Here is a 16,075-nt window from a genome sequence, read left to right as displayed (position 1 = left end):
CGGCGAAGGCGCTGCGCTGGGCCGGGATCCACTCACCGTGAATCCACCGAGCCGGGAGCGGAGGCGCCGGGAAGCGCCTTCATCGTCCGGCGGCCGGCGCGTGGCCTTCCGGCGCGCGCGCGCCCACGCCCGGGGCCGCCCGGCGCAGCGCGAGCATGACGAGCGCGGAGGCGACCGCCGGCACCGCGGCGGCCTGGAACACGCCCTGCGCGCCGCCGCCGCGCGCCAGGATCGCGCCCGCCACCAGCGGGCCGAGGAAGCCGCCCAGCCGGCCCACGCCGAGCCCGGCGCCGATGCCGGTGGAGCGGAGGTCGGTCGGGTAGAACGTGGCGGCGAGCGCGTTGAGGCCGGGCTGGCCGCCCTGCACCGCCCAGCCCACCACGAACGCGACGGTGAGGAGCGCCGGGAGCGGGAGGCCGGGGCGGCCCAGCACGAGCAGGCACGCCGCGGCCGTCGCGAAGCAGCTCGCCAGCACCGGCACGAAGCCGAGCCGCTGGAGCACGAGGCCCAGCACCACCGTGCCGACGAGCCCGCCGAGCTGCACCGCGGTGCCGGCCCAGACCGCGGTCGCGGTGGAGAAGCCCGCCTCGCGCACGAGCGTGGGCAGCCAGCTCGCCACCGCGTAGATGACGATCATGTTCGCGAAGTTCGCGAGCCAGAGCAGGACCGTCGCGGCGGCGCGCCCGCCGCGGAGCAGCTCCACGAGCACGAACCCGCGGCGCGGAGCCTCGCGCACGGTGTAGCGGACGCCCGGGCCCACCGGTGCGCCCGGCGCGGCGTGCCGCAGCCAGCGCGCCAGCTCCGCCGGCCGGCGCCCGGAGACCGCCAGGAGCTGCAGCGACTCGGGCAGCCAGCGCGCCATGGGCGGGAGCAGGACGAGCGGGATGGCGCCGCCGATCCAGAACGGCGCGCGCCAGCCGTACGCGGGGACGAGCCAGGCGGACAGCGCGCCGGCCGCGACCGCGCCCACCATGAAGCCGTTCGTCACGATCATCATGGTCGCGACGCGGTTCCGGCGCGGCGCGTACTCGCCCACCAGCGCGGTGGCGTTCGGCATGATGGCGCCGAGGCCGAGGCCGGCCAGGAACCGGGCCGCGAGCAGCGAGGGCATGGAGCCGGCGGCCGCGGTGGCGAGCGTGAAGACCCCGAACGCCGCGGTCGAGCCGATCAGCACCGGGCGGCGGCCGATCCGGTCGGCCGCCATGCCGGCCAGGATCGAGCCGAGGAACAGGCCCAGCAGGCCGGCGCCGAACACCGGGCCGAGGCGGGCGATGGGCAGCCCCCAGTCGCGCGCCAGCGCCGGCGCGGCGTAGCCCATGGCCTGCAGGTCGAACCCGTCCATCACCAGGCAGCCGCCCAGCACCGCGAACGCGCCCAGGTGGAAGCGCCCGAGCCGCCCCGCGTCCACGAGGTCGGTGACGTTCACGCTCCGGGAACCCGTGGCGCTGTCCGGCAGGGCGGTCATCGGGCGGGGACCTCCCGGAGGAGGAGCCGGGAGAGCGCCGGCACGAGCGCCACCGCGGCGACCATGTTCCCGAGGAACATGAAGGTGAGCAGGATGCCCATGTCGGCCTGGAGGCGGAGCGGCGAGAACGCCCAGGTGACGACGCCCGCCGCGAGCGTCACGGCCACCAGCACCACCGGCCGCCCGGTGAAGCGGAGCGCGCGCCGGTGCGCCTCGCCGAGCGGCGCGCCCGCGCGCTGGTGCGCGAGCTGGACCGAGAGCAGGTAGAGCGCGAAGTCCGGGATGCCCACGCCGAGCGCGATGACCGGCAGCGTGGCGAGGGTCATGCCGATGCCCAGCCACGCCATCACCGCCCGGCACAGCACCGCGGTGGTGGCGAGCGGCACCACCGTCACCACCACCGCCCGCCAGCTCCGGAAGACCAGCAGGCAGAGCGCCACCACCGCCGCGAACACGCAGGCGGTCATGCGCGGCTGCGCCTCGCGGACGGCGAGGTTGGTGGCGGCCTCCACGCCCGCGCTCCCCGCTGCGAGCAGGAAGGCGCGGCCCGGCGAGGCGTGGTCGCGCGCGAACGCCTCGGCGGCGGCCACCACGCGGTCGAGCGTGTCGGCGCGGTGGTCGGAGAGGTACGCGAGCACCGGCATGACCGTGCACTCCGGGTCGAACAGGTCGGGGTTGCGCGTCCCAGCCGCCTCGGCCGCGCCCCCCAGGATCCGCGGGTCGCGCGAGAGCGTCAGCCACTTCGGGCAGCCCTCGAACGAGCCCGCCGTGATCTGCCGGACCGCGTCGGCGAGCGAGGCGGTGGCCTGCACGCCCGGGACCTGCCGCAGCGCCCAGCCCAGCCGGTCGGCCTCGACGAGCGTCTCCCAGGAGGTGCAGCCCTCGGGCGGCGTCTCCACCATCACCGCGAACACGTCGCTCGACGCGCCGTAGTGGGCCGCGAGGTAGGCGTCGTCCTGGTTGTAGCGGGCGTCGGCGCGCAGCTCCGGCGCGCCGGGCTGGGTCGAGCCGACCGGCACCCCGCGCCCGGCGGCGAGCCCGATCCCGACGAGCACCGCGGCCACGGCCAGGATCCCCGCCGCCCAGCGCGGCTCGGTGAAGCGGTCCACCAGCCGCCAGGCGCCCCAGGGCCCCGCGCCGCCGGCCTCGCCGCGGAGGCTCCGCAGCGCCGCCGCGCCGCTCACCCCGGTGTACGAGAGCAGCACCGGCAGCAGCACCAGGTTCGTGACGATGAGCACGCCCACGCCCACCGTGGCGGCGAGGGAGAGCTGCCGGATGGCCGGGACGTCCACCAGCGCGAGCACCGAGAACCCGACCGCGTCGGTGAGGAGCGCGGTGAGCCCGGCCGGGAAGAGCCGGCGGAAGGTGCGGCGAGCCGCGAGCCGCCGGTCGGCGCCGCGCCCCACGTCCTGCAGCACGCCGTTCATCTTCTGCGTGCCGTGGGACACCCCCATGGCGAAGATCAGGAACGGCACCAGCACCGAGAACGGATCGAGCGGCACGCCCAGCAGCGAGACGATGCCGAGCTGCCACACCAGCGCCACGCCCGAGCAGGCGAGCACCAGCGCCGTGCTCCGGAGGCAGCGCGAGGAGAGCCACAGGATGGCGGCCGCGATGGCGGCGGCCACGCCGAACCAGGCGCCCACCGCCACGGTGCCGTCGAGGATCGCGCCCACCCGCTTCGCGAAGCCGACGATGCGCACGCGCACCGGCCCGTCGCCGGCCGGCCCCTCGAGGCGCCGCCGCAGCGCCTCCAGCTCCGCCGAGAGCGCACGGTAGTCGAGGCCGGCGCCGGTGACCGGATCGCGATCCAGCAGCGGCACCTGCACCGCGCTGGATCGCTCGTCGAGCGCGACCAGCGTCCCCGTCAGCCCGGCCCGCCGCACGTTCCGGCGCAGCGCCGCGATGGCCTCCGGCGAGCCGTCGGCCGCGTCCGGCATCACCGGGCCACCCCGGAAGCCCTCCTCGGTCACCTCGGTCCAGCGGACCGACGGCGTCCAGAGCGACTTCACCCAGGGGCGATCCACGCCGGGCATGAGGAACAGCGTGTCGCTCGCGTCGCGGAGCGCCTCCAGGTAGGCGCGATCCCAGACGTCGCCGCGCGGGTTCTCGACCACCACGAGGAGGGTGTTGCCGAGGCCGCGCAGCCGGTCGGCGCGGGCGCGGGCGGCCTGCACGAACGGGTGGGAGCCGGGCGTGATCCGGTCCAGGTCGGCGCTCACCACGTGGCGGGTGGCGGCCGCGGCCCCGAGCGCGAGCGTCACGAGCGCGGTCAGGATCACCACCGCGGCGCGGTGCCCGAACACCAGCCGCTCCAGCCAGCTCCCCTCGGCGGGATCGAACGGCCCGGGCGCGCCGCGCGAGGACGCGTTCCCCGTCGCAGGACCGGCTGCGTCGGGGCGCTCGTGCCCCGGCGCGCGCGCGCTCGCCCGCCTCACGGCGCCTCGCGCGGGCGCGGCAGCGCCACCACCCGCACGCCCTCGGCGCCGGCCACCGCCAGCGCGCCCGGACCCGCCGGCGCGATCGCGAAGGCGGGCGCGAGCACCGCGCCCGGCGCCGAGACGCGCTCGAAGGTGGCGCCGCCGTCCGCCGACACGAGCAGCTCGCCGGAGGCGGCCGCGAGCGCCAGCCGCCCGTCGGGCAGCGCCGCGCCGCCGGTGAGCGCCGCCTCCACGCCGGACGCGACCTTGCGCCAGGGCCCGCCGTCCACGCTGCGCAGCACCGTCCCGCGCAGCCCGAACGCGAGCAGCGCGCGCCCGTCGGCGGCGAGGCCGAACAGGGTGCCCGCGTACGGGATGGCCACCGCCCGGAAGCGCCCGGCGGCGCGGTCGAGCCGCAGGAGCAGGCCCTGCTCGCCGGCGAGGTACAGCGCCCCGCGGGCTTCGAGGAGCGCGTGCAGGTGCAGCGCGCGCGGGTTCTCGAGCCGGTCGAGCCAGGGCGTCCAGGTCCGCCCGCCGTCGCGGGTGGCGAGCGCGAGGCCGAACGCGCCCACCGCGAAGCCCTCGCGGCCGGCGGCGTCCAGCCACACGTCGAGGAGCGGCTGGTCCGGGCCGCGCGCCGCGAGGTCGCGCGCCTGCGCCAGCGCGGCCGGCGCGATCCGGCCGGCGCCGTCCCGCGCCCACGCGTCGAGGAGCCGCGCCAGCCCGCGCCCGTCGAGGCGTCGCTCCCAGCGCGCGCCGCCGTCCTCGCTCGCGAGCACCACGCCGCCGTGGCCCACCGCCCAGCCGAGCCGCGGCGACGCGAAGCGCACCGCGGTGAGGTCCTCGCTCACCGGCACCGCCGCCTGCGTCCAGCGCGCGCCGCCGTCGTCGGAGAGGACCGCCAGCCCGCGCTCGCCGACCGCCACCAGGCGCTCGCCCGCGCGGGCCACCGACAGCAGCGGCCGCCGCGCCGCGAGCGCGCTCGGGCCGGCGGGCTGGTCGAGCGGATCCACGAACCCCGCCGCGGCGGCGGGGGACGCCGCGAGGAGCAGGCCCAGCGCCGCGACGTGGGCCCGGCGGCGCATCAGCGCAGGCCCGATCCCGCGAGCGCGTCCGGCGACCACTCGGCGTCGCCCGGGCAGGCGCCGGTGCGGATCCAGCCGTCCTTGCCGGGCCAGCTGTTGATGCCGTAGCCGCCGGTGGCGAGGTCGTAGTGCAGGAACGCGTCGGCCCACATGGCCGGCACGTCGTAGCTCGGCGCCATGAACGCGATCCCCACGCGCCAGAGCTGCCCGCGGGCGTCGTACTGGTCGCTGGTCAGGATCGCCCAGCTGTCCTCGTCGAGGTAGAACACCCGCCGCGCGTACACGTGGCGCTTGCCCGGCTTCAGCCGCGCGTCCACCACCCACACCCGGTGCAGCTCCCAGCGGAACAGGTCCGGGTTCACGAAGTGCTTCCGGAACAGCTCCTCCGGCCGCGCCTGGTAGGCGGCGCGGTAGACGTTGTACGGGACGTAGATCTCCTTCTTCCCCACCAGCGTGAAGTCGAAGCGGTCCATGGCGCCGTTGAACAGCAGCGCGTCGTCGAAGGTCTGCGCGCCGGAGGTGGCGGCGTTCGGGGTGTCGTAGGCGAGGTCGGGCGCGAGGCGCACGCGCCGCTGGCCGGGCAGGTACTGCCAGGAGCGGCGGCCGCGCTCCAGGTAGTCGATCGGGTCCACCAGGATGAAGCCCTCGCCGGCGCGGCGCGCAGGGGCCTCGTACTGGATCCGGAACCGGAAGTACACGTTCGGTGACGCGGTCCGCTCGGTCCAGTACGGGTAGTCCTCGATCACGCGGGCGGTGCTGGCGTGCGTGAGCCGGCCCGACGCCTCCATGCGGTAGGCGGAGATCCGCTTGTGGAGGCAGCGCCCGTTGAACCGCACCAGGTGGTTCCACATCGCCTCGTTGCCGGTCTTCGGGATGGGGAACGGGTAGGCCGCGTGCACGCCGGCGAGCGAGACGCCGCCGTGGGTGGTGCGGGCGGAGGTGGCGGCGCGCACGGTCTGCTCGGTCACGAACGCCGGGAACGCGGCGGTGCGGTGGGTCGGGTACACGTCCATCCGGAAGCCGGGGTAGCGCGCCAGGAGCGCCTTCGCGCCCTCCGAGAGCCGGTCGGCGTGGCGGGCCGCGCTGGCGGCGTCGATGGAGAGGAGCGGGCGCTCCGCGGCGAAAGGATCCGGGCGGCTGCCGCTGCCCGCGACGAAGCCGGGCGGCGGGGTGGTGAGGCCGCCGGTGTACGCCGGGATGGTCCCGTCCGCGTTGCCCACCCGCTCCGCGCCCAGCGCGGTGAGCGTCGAGCCGAGCTGCCGCGCCTCCTCCGGCGAGAGCGCCGGGACGGCCGCAGGGAGCACCGCCGCCAGCAGCGCCGCGCACGCCCGTTCACGCACCGTCATGGCATCCTCCTCGAGCGTCTAGAACGTCGTCTTCGCGGTGAGCGTCACGTTCCCGCGGCTCTTCAGGAGCGCGGGCAGCCCGTTCGCCGTGTCGATCGTGGCGCCCCCGCTCGTCTTCCCGAACCAGTCCGCGTAGCGCAGCTCGACGCGGTAGCGGCTCCGCAGGTCGAGGCCGGCGCCGGCGGTCCAGCTCCCCGAGGCCTGGTTGCCGCCCTGGCCGACCGGCGAGTTGCCGCGGACGGTCCACGAGACCGTCACCGGCACGTACAGGTCCGCGCCCGAGGCCACCCGGAACCAGGTGGGCGTGAGGCTCGCGCCGAGGCCGACGTGCCCGCGGGTGGCGCAGCCGTCGTGGCGGGTGCGGGCGAGCCCCGCCTGCACCAGCGCCGGATCCGGCCGGCACACGCCGTAGCCCTCGCCGTAGAACAGATCCTCGTTGTCGGTCACCCGGAGCCGGCGGCTGAAGGTGAGCTCGAGCGCCCAGGCCGCGCTGGAGAAGGCCTCGCCCCCGGGGACGACGCCCAGCAGGTTGACGAGGCCGTGCAGCGTGTCGCCGCGCGCCTGGTAGGAGCTGCCGATCTTGCGCGGGAGGCCGTGCGGGAACAGCGCGGCCTGGAGCGGCGGCGCCGGCGCGACCGCGAAGCCGGGCGACTGCGCGACGAGCGGCATGCCGTGGCGCCACGACGCCTCGGCGCCCACGCTCACCCCGAGCACCTGCTTCGCCAGGCTCACGCCGAGGAGGTCCACGTCGGCGCCGTAGTACTGCTGGTAGCGGAACGGCGACGGGTATTCGGGGCTGAGCGGCCCCTGCGCGCCCGGGTTCCGGGTGAGCAGCACCGCCGCGAACTTGTCGGTGAAGCGCCGGTAGTAGAGCCCGAGCGTGCCGTCGAGCCAGGCCGGCGCCCAGCGCAGCGCCACGCCGGCGTCGCCCGCCTGGCGCGGCCAGTTCACGCCGCCGTTCACCAGGTACGCGCCGTTCCGGTACAGGCCGTCCGGCCCGTCGTAGGTGGCGTCGGAGGCGCCGAGGAACGTGCCGCCCTCCGGGTACAGGAACGGCTGCCACTCGAGGAACACCTGGGCGGCGAGCGAGAGGGTGGGCGCGAGCTGCGCCTGCGCGGAGACGCTGGCGAGCGGGCGGAACAGCTCCTTCGGCTCGGCCCCCGGGTTCGCGAACGCCTTCTGGAGATCGAGTGGCATCTGCGCGTAGGCCACCGAGTGGGTGAGCCCCGCCTGCATGAGCGACTCGCCCCAGTAGACGGTGTGGCGGCCCGCCTTCAGCGACACCGGGACGCCGCCGGCCCGGAGCTGCGCGAACGCGAACGCGTCGAGCAGCTCGCCCCACGGGCCGTGGTAGCGGCGGCGGACCACCTGGCTGAAGTCGTCGTTCAGGTACGAGCCGGGGATGCCCTGCGCGACGAGCCGCGGGCTGCGGGTGGCGCGCTCGTGGACGTAGGCCTGGTCGTACCAGCCGGCCGCGGTGACGCGGACGCCGAACCGGTGCCGCCAGGAGGCGTCGAGCTCGGCGAGCACGTCGAGCCGGCTCGTGGTGAGGTCGCCCTGCGAGACGCTGTTCTCGCCCGCGGTGAAGGCGGGGTTGTCGCCGAGCCGGCGGCTCACGGCGTCGGTGCGGAGGCCGAGGTTGTAGCGGAGCGTGGTGTCCAGGCGGAGCTCGAGGTCCGCGACCCCGAGGTCGAGCTCGGTGGCGGTCGCCGGGCCGGACGGTCCGAGCAGCGCGAGCGCGGCGGCGACGAGGCTCCAGCACGGCGAGCGGACGGCGCCCAGGGCGACGGCCCGACGAGCCATGGTGATCTCCCCTCGGCGAGCACGGTATCTCCGCTCGGGGGAGACGATCCGGTGTAAACGACGCGTGCAATCCGGTGCGCCAATCGGACGCGCGGCACGCTGGCGCGCAGGTCCGAGGGAGGCGACCCACCGGGCGCGCGGCGGGTCCGGTGGCCGAACCGGCGCTTACGGCCCATCCGACCCACGTCACGGCGCCGGGCCCATCTCGGGCTCGATCGCGACCCCGGTCGCGCCTTACACGGCGGCGGAACCCGCAGTGCACTCGAGGAGGACGGTCATGGCCACGACGAAGCCCATCCCGCAGGGAGCGCACACGCTCACGCCGAACCTGGTGCTGCGCGACTGCGCGAAGGCCATCGAGTTCTACAAGAAGGCGCTCGGTGCGCAGGAGCTGATGCGAATGCCGTCGCCGGACGGGAAGCTGATCTGGCACGCCGAGCTCAAGATCGGCGACTCGACCTTCTACCTGAACGACGAGATGCCCGGCATGAGCACGGCGGCGCCGAGCCCGGAGCACCCCGCGCCCACCACGTTCTGGCTCTGGACCGAGGACGCGGACGCGGCCTACCGGAAGGCCACGCAGGCCGGCGCCACCTCGAGGATGGAGCCGGCCGACATGTTCTGGGGCGACCGCTGCGCCGGCGTCGCCGATCCGTTCGGCTACTCCTGGTCGTTCGCCACGCACGTGAAGGACCTGAGCGACGAGGAGGTCCGGCGGGCCGGCGCCGAGTTCGCGCGGCAGTGGGAGCAGCAGCACCAGCGGACCTGACCCGGGCGCGAGGCCGAGGGCGCGGAGGGCCGGCAGGGGCGAGCGCCGCCCCGCCGGCCCTCTCGCCGTCTCGGGCCTCGAGCGCGCGGCGCGCATGGCGCGGCGCGCAGGCCGGTTTTCGGGTAGATTCCCGCGCCTTCCCCCTTCCCGAGAGAACGCGCGAAATGCCCCCGTACGTCATGTCGATGCTCCGCGTGAGCAAGATCGTCCCGCCCAAGCGGCAGATCATCAAGGACATCTCGCTCTCGTTCTTCCACGGCGCCAAGATCGGCCTGCTTGGCCTGAACGGCGCCGGCAAGTCCACCGTGCTCCGGATCATGGCCGGCGTGGACGAGGAGTACGAGGGCGAGGTCACCCGCCAGGCCGGCATCCGCATCGGCTACCTCCCGCAGGAGCCGCAGCTGGACGGCGAGCGCACCGTCCGCGAGGAGGTCGAGTCGGCGCAGGGCGAGGTGGCAGACGCGCAGAAGCGGCTGGAGGCGATCTACGCCGCCTACGCCGAGCCGGACGCCGACATGGAGAAGCTCGCCGAGGAGCAGGCGCGCCTCGAGGCGATCATCGCGAACGCGGGCGCGGACACCGGCAACGCGCTCGAGATCGCCGCCGACGCGCTGCGGCTGCCGCCCTGGGACGCGGTCATCAAGCACCTGTCCGGCGGCGAGAAGCGCCGGGTGGCGCTCTGCAAGCTGCTGCTCTCGAAGCCCGACATGCTGCTGCTCGACGAGCCCACCAACCACCTCGACGCCGAGTCGGTGGAGTGGCTGGAGCAGTTCCTCACCCGGTTCCCGGGGACGGTGGTGGCGGTGACGCACGACCGCTACTTCCTCGACAACGCCGCCGAGTGGATCCTGGAGCTGGACCGCGGCCGCGGGATCCCGTGGAAGGGCAACTACTCGAGCTGGCTCGATCAGAAGGAGCAGCGGCTCGAGGTCGAGGCGAAGCAGGAGAGCGCCCGCATCAAGGCGATGAAGCAGGAGCTGGAGTGGGTGCGCCAGAACCCGAAGGCGCGGCAGGCGAAGAGCAAGGCCCGCCTGTCGCGGTTCGAGGAGATGTCCACCGTCGAGTACCAGAAGCGCAACGAGACGCAGGAGATCTTCATCCCGGTGGCCGAGCGGCTCGGGCAGAAGGTGATCGAGTTCAAGGACGTCTCGAAGGGCTTCGGCGACCGGCTGCTCATGGACAAGCTGTCGTTCATCGTGCCGCCCGGCGCCATCGTCGGCATCATCGGCCCGAACGGCGCGGGCAAGTCCACGCTGTTCAAGATGATCACCGGCGCCGAGCAGCCGGACTCCGGCGCGGTGGAGATCGGCCCGTCGGTGAAGCTCGCGTTCGTGGACCAGAGCCGCGAGAACCTGTCCTCGGACTTGACCGTGTTCGAGGAGATCTCCGGCGGCCACGACCAGGTGCAGGTGGGCAAGTTCGAGATGCCCAGCCGCGCCTACATCGGGCGCTTCAACTTCAAGGGCGCCGACCAGCAGAAGGTGGTGGGCACGCTGTCCGGCGGCGAGCGCGGCCGGCTCCACCTCGCCAAGACGCTCATGACCGGCGCGAACGTGCTGCTGCTCGACGAGCCGTCGAACGACCTCGACGTCGAGACGCTCCGGGCGCTGGAGGACGCGCTGCTCGAGTACGCCGGCTGCGTGTTCGTCATCTCCCACGACCGCTGGTTCCTCGACCGCATCGCCACGCACATCCTGGCGGCCGAGGGCGACTCGCAGTGGACGTTCTTCACCGGGAACTACCAGGAGTACGAGGCCGACAAGCGGCGCCGCCTGGGCGAGGAGGGCGCGAAGCCGAAGCGCCTCCGCTACAAGCCCATCGCGCGGTAGGCGCGCCCCCGGCCCCCGCGCCCCCCGAGCCCGTCGAGGCCGAGCGGGGGCGCTACCGCTCCTTCCGGTAGAGCCGCATCGCGAGCGGCGCCACCGCGGCCACGATCACGAGCGACGCGAGCAGCGTCCAGGACACGTCCGCGCCGGCCGGCCGGCCGTGCATGAGGTCGCGCGACGCGTTCGCGAGGTGCGTCACCGGGTTGTGCCGGACGACGCCCTGGAGCCAGCCGGGCATCGTCCCCAGGCCGACGAAGATGTCGCTCGCGAACGTGAGCGGCATCAGGAACACGAAGCTCGTGGTCATGACCGACTCGGGCGTGCGCACCAGCATGCCCACCACGATCCACAGCCACGAGAGCGCGAAGCTGAACACCAGCACCAGCGCCATCGCGGCGAGGACGCCCGGCGCCCCGCCCTGCGGCCGGAAGCCGAGGATGAACCCGACCACCAGGATCACCGCCCCGGCCACCGAGTAGCGGAACACGTCGCCCGCGAGCGCCCCGAGCAGCGGCGCCGGCTGCCACATGGGCAGCGACCGGAAGCGGTCGTACAGGCCCTTGCGGATGTCCGAGTTCAGCCCCACGCCGGTGTAGACGGTGATGAACAGCACCGTCTGCACCAGCACGCCGGGCACGAGGTACTGCACGTACTGGCGCGGCGAGCCGGCCAGCGCGCCGCCGAAGATGAACGTGAACAGCAAGGTGAACATGATCGGCGTGACGGTCACGTCGAACAGCTGGAAGGGGACGTGCTTGATCTTCAGCATCGCCCGCCACGCCAGCGTCAGCACCGCCGACGCCGCCGAGGCCGGCCGCGGCCGCGCGCGGATCGCGAGCGCCTCGTGGACCGCGTTCATCGGCTCGCCTCCTTCTCGCCGCCGCCCTCGGACTCGTCCCGCTCCGCCGGCCGGCCGGTGAGCGCCAGGAACACCTCGTCCAGGCTCGGGTTGCCCACCGTCACCTCCGCGATCTCGATCCCGCCCTCGCTGAGCGCCGTGAGGACCGCGCCCGCCTGCGCCGCCTTCTCGAGCCGCGCCGCCACCTCCGCCGGCTCCGACCCGGGCATCACCCCATCGCCCAGCACGCGCGTGATCACCTGCTGCGCCGCCAGGCGCTGGCCCGCGTCGGCGAGCCGCAGCCGGAGCGCGTTCGACCCGACCGACGCCTTCAGCTCGCGGCTCGTCCCCTCCGCGATGACGCGGCCGTGATCGATCACCGCCATGCGCTCCGCCAGCCGGTCCGCCTCGTCGAGGTACTGGGTGGTGAGGAGCACGGTCGTGCCCCCGGCCGCGATGCGGCGCACCAGGTCCCAGACCTGCGTGCGGCTGCGCGGATCGAGCCCGGTGGTGGGCTCGTCGAGGAACAGGATCTCCGGGACGGTCACCAGGCTCGCCGCGATGTCGATGCGCCGCCGCTCGCCGCCCGAGTAGGTCTGCACCTGCCGGCCCGCCATGTCGCCGAGGCCGAACGCGTCGAGCAGCTCCGTCGCGCGCCGCCGCGCGTCGCGCCAGGCGAGGCCCAGCAGCCGCCCCACCAGCACCAGGTTCTCCTGGCCGGAGAGGTCCTCGTCCACCGAGGCGAACTGGCCGGTCAGGCTCACCTTGCTGCGCACCGCGGCCGGCTCGTGGGCCACGTCGTGGCCGAGCACCATGGCGCGGCCGGCGGTCGGGCGCAGCAGGGTGGCGAGGATGCGGATGGTCGTGGTCTTGCCGGCGCCGTTCGGGCCCAGCAGCCCGTACACCGAGCCCCGCCGGATGGCGAGGTCCACGCCGTTCAGCGCGTGCGTCGCGCCGAAGTGCTTCACCAGGCCCGCCGTCTCGATCGCGTTCGTCATCCGCTCCGCCGCCTCATCGGTGCCCGTGCAAGAAGGTCCGTAGGATAACGCCCGGCGCGCGGTGCGGCAGGCCTCCGGAAGCCATCCAGAGGCACGCGAGGCGGCGACGTGACGTTCGAGCCGTCGATCCGTCTTCACCCCATCGGGACGGTGCCGGCCGGCGGCGTCCGTCCTACGCGTGGGGTGGCCCACGTCACCACGTATCCTCCGGCTCGCCTCGTGCGTCGCTCGATCCGATGACGGGGGTCCCTGCTGCCGCGGGCGCGGCCTGCGCGAGAGGAATCGAACCATGTCGAAGCTTCGTGTGAATGCGTTCTCGATCTCGATCGACGGCTACGGCGCCGGCCCGGACCAGAGCCTCGAGAACCCGCTCGGCGTCGGAGGCATGGCGCTGCACCGCTGGGTGCTCGACACGCGGACGTTCCGGAGGATGCACGGCGACGGCGCGGGGCCGGGGGCCGACGAGGGCCGGCGCGGCGTGGACGACGACCTGGCCGTGCGCAGCTTCGAGAACGTCGGCGCCTGGATCCTCGGTCGCAACATGTTCGCGCCGTCGCGCGGCCCGTGGCCCGACGACGGCTGGAAGGGGTGGTGGGGAGAGAACCCCGTCTATCACGTGCCCGTCTTCGTGCTCACGCACCACGCCCGCCCGCCGCTCGAGATGCAGGGCGGGACCACCTTCCACTTCGTGACCGAAGGCATCCACGCCGCGCTCGACCGCGCGAAGGAGGCGGCGGGTGGGAAGGACGTCCGCCTCGGCGGCGGCGTCGCGACTGTCCGCGAGTACCTCGCCGCCGGGCTCGTGGACGAGGTCCACCTCGCCATCTCGCCCGTCCTCCTCGGCCGCGGCGAGCACCTCCTCGCCGGCCTCGACACGGCCGCCCTCGGCTACCGCTGCACCGAGCACGTCGCGACCGAGCGCGCGATGCACGTGGTGCTGACGAGGTAGACCTACGCGTCCATCCGCCCGTACTCCGGCTTCCCGGCGCGCTCGAGGCGCAGGTACGTCCCGCCCTTCGGGCCGCTGACGGTCTCGACGCGCCTCAGCGCCGCCGGCGCCGTGCCGCCGGCGAAGAGGCGCTTGCCGGAGCCGAGCAGCACCGGGAAGACGAACAACCGGTACTCGTCGACGAGATCGTGCTGGAGCAGCGTCTGGAGCAGCTCCGCGCTGCCCCAGGTCTGCACGGTGCGGCCGGGCTGCCGCCGCAGCGTGCGGAGCTCGGCGACCACGTCGCCCTTGATCAGGTGGGAGTTGTTCCAGCCCACGCGGTCGAGGCCGCGCGACACGACGTACTTCGGCAGCGCGTTGAGCGAGCTCGCGACGGGGTTGCCGGGGTCGGTGAACTTCGGCCAGTAGCTCGCGAAGATGTCGTAGGTCTTGCGCCCGAGCAGGAAGCCGTCGGCGTCCGCGAACCCGTCGCCGACGATCCGGTCCAGGACGTCGTCGGAGTAGGGGGCCATCCAGCCTCCGTGCACGAAGCCACCTTCACGGTCCTCGTCCGGAGCGCCCGGAGCCTGCATGACGCCGTCCAGGGTGAGGAATGCGTTCACGACGATCTTGGGCATACGCGCGTCCTCCTCGAGGGGAGACCAACCCCCATGCACTCGACCCGGCGGGCGGGCACGGACCATCGATCCGGCCCCAACCGAGACGCGACGGCACGGGCCACGCGCGAGGTAGCGGCCGGTAGAACGGCGTGCGGCCGTCACCTCGCCTCGCCAGAGTCGGCCGGCTAGAAGCAACGAGCGAGCGCGGATTCCAGAGGAGGCGCAGATGGAACGATTCACCGGCGGCTGTCTGTGTGGTGACCTTCGATTCGTGGCGACCGGCCGCCCGTACCGCGTCGGCATCTGCCACTGCCTCGACTGCCGCAAGAACCACGGCGCGCTGTTCCACGCGTCGGCGATCTTCCCGGCGGAGGCGGTGACCATCACCGGCGAGTCGCGCACGTTCGCCGGGAGGTCCTTCTGTCCGCGCTGCGGCTCGCCCGTGTTCGGGCTCTTCGACGACGAGATGGGCGTGAACCTGGGCTGCCTCGACGCGCCGGACCAGCTGACGCCGACCTACGAGCTCTGGACCATCCGTCGCGAGGCCTGGCTGCCGCCGTTCCCGCAGACGCGGCGCTACGAGCGCAACCGGGAGTCGGGCGGTCGCTCCGAGGAGTAGGGCACGCGTGCGTCGGGAGGATGCGGAGCCGATCGAGGGGGGGCTCGTGCGATCCCGACCCGGAAGGGATGCTGTATAAGGGCTCGACCTTCCGCCCACGGTCCCCACCCGATGAACGTCCTCGTCCTCAACTGCGGCAGCGCCTGTACCAAGTTCGCCGTCGTCCATGCCACCGACGGCCACGTCCACGTCGCCGGGAAGATCGAGCCCCTCGGGAGCGGGCAGTCGGCCCTCGAGCTCCAGCACGAGGGCCGCTCGGAGCGGCGGACCGTCGCGGGCGAGTCGATCGACGCCGCGCTGCGCACCGTGCACGAGCTCCTCCGCGAGCTCGGCCTCCTGGGCGGGCTGCTGGGCATCGGACACCGCGTCGTGCACGGCGGCGCGAAGTTCTCCACCTCGATCCTGATCACCCCGGAGGTGATCACCAAGATCAAGGAGTGCATCCCGCTCGGCCCGCTCCACAACCCCTGGAACGTGCGCGGCATCGAGGTGGCGCACGAGTTCCTCCCCGAGCTGCCCCAGGTGGCGGTCTTCGACACCGCCTTCCACCAGACCATGCCGCCGCGGTCGTACCTCTACGCGGTCCCCTACGCGTGGTTCCTCGAGCACGAGGTCCGGCGCTACGGCTTCCACGGCACCAGCCACCGCTACGTCTCGGAGCTGGCCGTGAAGCAGCTCGGCCTGGACCCGGACGATCACGCCATCGTGACCGCGCACCTCGGCAAGGGGTGCTCGCTCGCGGCGGTGCGCAACGGGCAGAGCCTGGACACGACCATGGGCCTCACGCCGCTCGAGGGCGTGGTCATGGACACGCGCAGCGGTAACATCGACCCGTCGATCATCGCGCACATGAAGAAGCAGCTGAGCTGCAGCATGGACGAGGTGATGGAGAAGCTGAACGAGGGCTCGGGCCTGCTCGGCATCTCCGGCGTCTCGAAGGACATGCTGACGCTGGAGCGGGCGGCGGACTCGGGGAACGAGCGCGCCCGGCTCGCGATCGACAAGTTCTGCTACTCCGTCTCGAAGGCCGCGGCGGGCATGTTCGTGTCGCTCGGCCGCGTGGACGCCCTCGTGTTCACCGGCGGCATCGGCGAGAACCAGGCCAAGGTGCGCGCGCAGATCATCGGGCTGCTCTCGTTCGCGGGCTTCGCGCTCGATCCGAAGGCGAACGAGGCCCACGGGCGCGGGCAGGGCGGCCGGATCACGCGCAGCACCAGCCCCATGGCCGCCGTCATCCCGACGAACGAGGAGTTCATGATCGCCCGGGACACCGCCGAGATCGTGGCGCGCGAGTCGTCGCTCGCCGCGCGCTGGGGCGGCGGCGGGCGGCTGCGCGCGGTGCGGTGACTGGGCGGCGC

General features: G+C 74.0%; 13 protein-coding genes. 5 read left to right on the top strand and 8 right to left on the bottom strand.

Features of this window, described 5'->3' with window-relative positions:
• Window positions 1-79: 79 nt before the first annotated feature.
• Genes A2CP1_RS20460 through A2CP1_RS20440 form a run of 5 tightly spaced genes read right to left on the bottom strand, consistent with a single transcriptional unit; the run spans window position 80 to window position 8,119 of the window.
• On the bottom strand, window positions 80-1,465 hold the full coding sequence (locus A2CP1_RS20460) for an MFS transporter (RefSeq protein ID WP_015935107.1): 1,386 nt from the start codon (window positions 1,463-1,465) through the stop codon (window positions 80-82).
• Window positions 1,462-3,903: an efflux RND transporter permease subunit gene (locus tag A2CP1_RS20455; RefSeq protein ID WP_015935106.1), complete on the bottom strand. Its 2,442-nt coding sequence runs from the start codon at window positions 3,901-3,903 to the stop codon at window positions 1,462-1,464. The genes A2CP1_RS20460 and A2CP1_RS20455 overlap by 4 nt, the downstream gene beginning before the upstream one ends.
• Complete coding sequence (locus tag A2CP1_RS20450) at window positions 3,900-4,970, bottom strand: WD40/YVTN/BNR-like repeat-containing protein (RefSeq protein WP_015935105.1); 1,071 nt, start codon at window positions 4,968-4,970, stop codon at window positions 3,900-3,902. Before A2CP1_RS20450 ends, A2CP1_RS20455 begins: the two co-directional genes overlap by 4 nt.
• The gene (locus A2CP1_RS20445) at window positions 4,970-6,316 is read right to left on the bottom strand and encodes a DUF1329 domain-containing protein (RefSeq protein WP_015935104.1); all 1,347 of its coding nucleotides are present in this window, start codon (window positions 6,314-6,316) and stop codon (window positions 4,970-4,972) included. The genes A2CP1_RS20450 and A2CP1_RS20445 overlap by 1 nt, the downstream gene beginning before the upstream one ends.
• An 18-nt stretch (window positions 6,317-6,334) precedes the next feature.
• Window positions 6,335-8,119: a DUF1302 domain-containing protein gene (locus tag A2CP1_RS20440; protein ID WP_015935103.1), complete on the bottom strand. Its 1,785-nt coding sequence runs from the start codon at window positions 8,117-8,119 to the stop codon at window positions 6,335-6,337.
• 277 nt (window positions 8,120-8,396) lie between these two features.
• Here A2CP1_RS20440 and A2CP1_RS20435 point away from each other — a divergent pair, with 277 nt between their 5' ends.
• Together A2CP1_RS20435 and ettA are read left to right on the top strand one after the other, a co-directional pair.
• Window positions 8,397-8,888, top strand: coding sequence for a VOC family protein (locus A2CP1_RS20435; protein ID WP_015935102.1), 492 nt, complete (start codon window positions 8,397-8,399; stop codon window positions 8,886-8,888).
• A gap of 164 nt (window positions 8,889-9,052) precedes the next feature.
• A complete protein-coding gene (gene ettA, locus A2CP1_RS20430; RefSeq protein WP_015935101.1) occupies window positions 9,053-10,717 on the top strand; it encodes an energy-dependent translational throttle protein EttA in 1,665 nt (554 codons plus the stop codon).
• A gap of 52 nt (window positions 10,718-10,769) precedes the next feature.
• Here the strand turns inward: ettA and A2CP1_RS20425 are convergent, their stop codons facing one another.
• Both A2CP1_RS20425 and A2CP1_RS20420 read right to left on the bottom strand, forming a co-directional pair.
• A complete protein-coding gene (locus A2CP1_RS20425; protein ID WP_012527982.1) occupies window positions 10,770-11,573 on the bottom strand; it encodes an ABC transporter permease in 804 nt (267 codons plus the stop codon).
• Window positions 11,570-12,550 (bottom strand): daunorubicin resistance protein DrrA family ABC transporter ATP-binding protein, encoded by a 981-nt coding sequence (locus A2CP1_RS20420; protein WP_015935100.1) that lies wholly within the window; start codon window positions 12,548-12,550, stop codon window positions 11,570-11,572. The genes A2CP1_RS20425 and A2CP1_RS20420 overlap by 4 nt, the downstream gene beginning before the upstream one ends.
• A gap of 289 nt (window positions 12,551-12,839) precedes the next feature.
• Between A2CP1_RS20420 and A2CP1_RS20415 the strand changes: the two genes are divergently transcribed.
• Window positions 12,840-13,499, top strand: coding sequence for a dihydrofolate reductase family protein (locus tag A2CP1_RS20415; protein ID WP_015935099.1), 660 nt, complete (start codon window positions 12,840-12,842; stop codon window positions 13,497-13,499).
• Between the two features lie 2 nt (window positions 13,500-13,501).
• Here the strand turns inward: A2CP1_RS20415 and A2CP1_RS20410 are convergent, their stop codons facing one another.
• The gene (locus A2CP1_RS20410) at window positions 13,502-14,116 is read right to left on the bottom strand and encodes a dihydrofolate reductase family protein (protein WP_015935098.1); all 615 of its coding nucleotides are present in this window, start codon (window positions 14,114-14,116) and stop codon (window positions 13,502-13,504) included.
• Window positions 14,117-14,324: 208 nt separating this feature from the next.
• On the opposite strand from A2CP1_RS20410, the gene A2CP1_RS20405 reads away from it, so the two are divergent.
• Both A2CP1_RS20405 and A2CP1_RS20400 read left to right on the top strand, forming a co-directional pair.
• Window positions 14,325-14,717 (top strand): GFA family protein, encoded by a 393-nt coding sequence (locus tag A2CP1_RS20405; RefSeq protein ID WP_015935097.1) that lies wholly within the window; start codon window positions 14,325-14,327, stop codon window positions 14,715-14,717.
• 111 nt (window positions 14,718-14,828) lie between these two features.
• Window positions 14,829-16,064: an acetate/propionate family kinase gene (locus A2CP1_RS20400; protein ID WP_015935096.1), complete on the top strand. Its 1,236-nt coding sequence runs from the start codon at window positions 14,829-14,831 to the stop codon at window positions 16,062-16,064.
• The last annotated feature ends 11 nt before the right edge of the window (window positions 16,065-16,075 follow it).

It is taken from the genome of Anaeromyxobacter dehalogenans 2CP-1, assembly GCF_000022145.1.
Lineage (GTDB): Bacteria > Myxococcota > Myxococcia > Myxococcales > Anaeromyxobacteraceae > Anaeromyxobacter > Anaeromyxobacter dehalogenans.
Note: the sequence above shows the minus strand (reverse complement) of the source record. Positions and strands in the feature narration are given on the sequence as shown.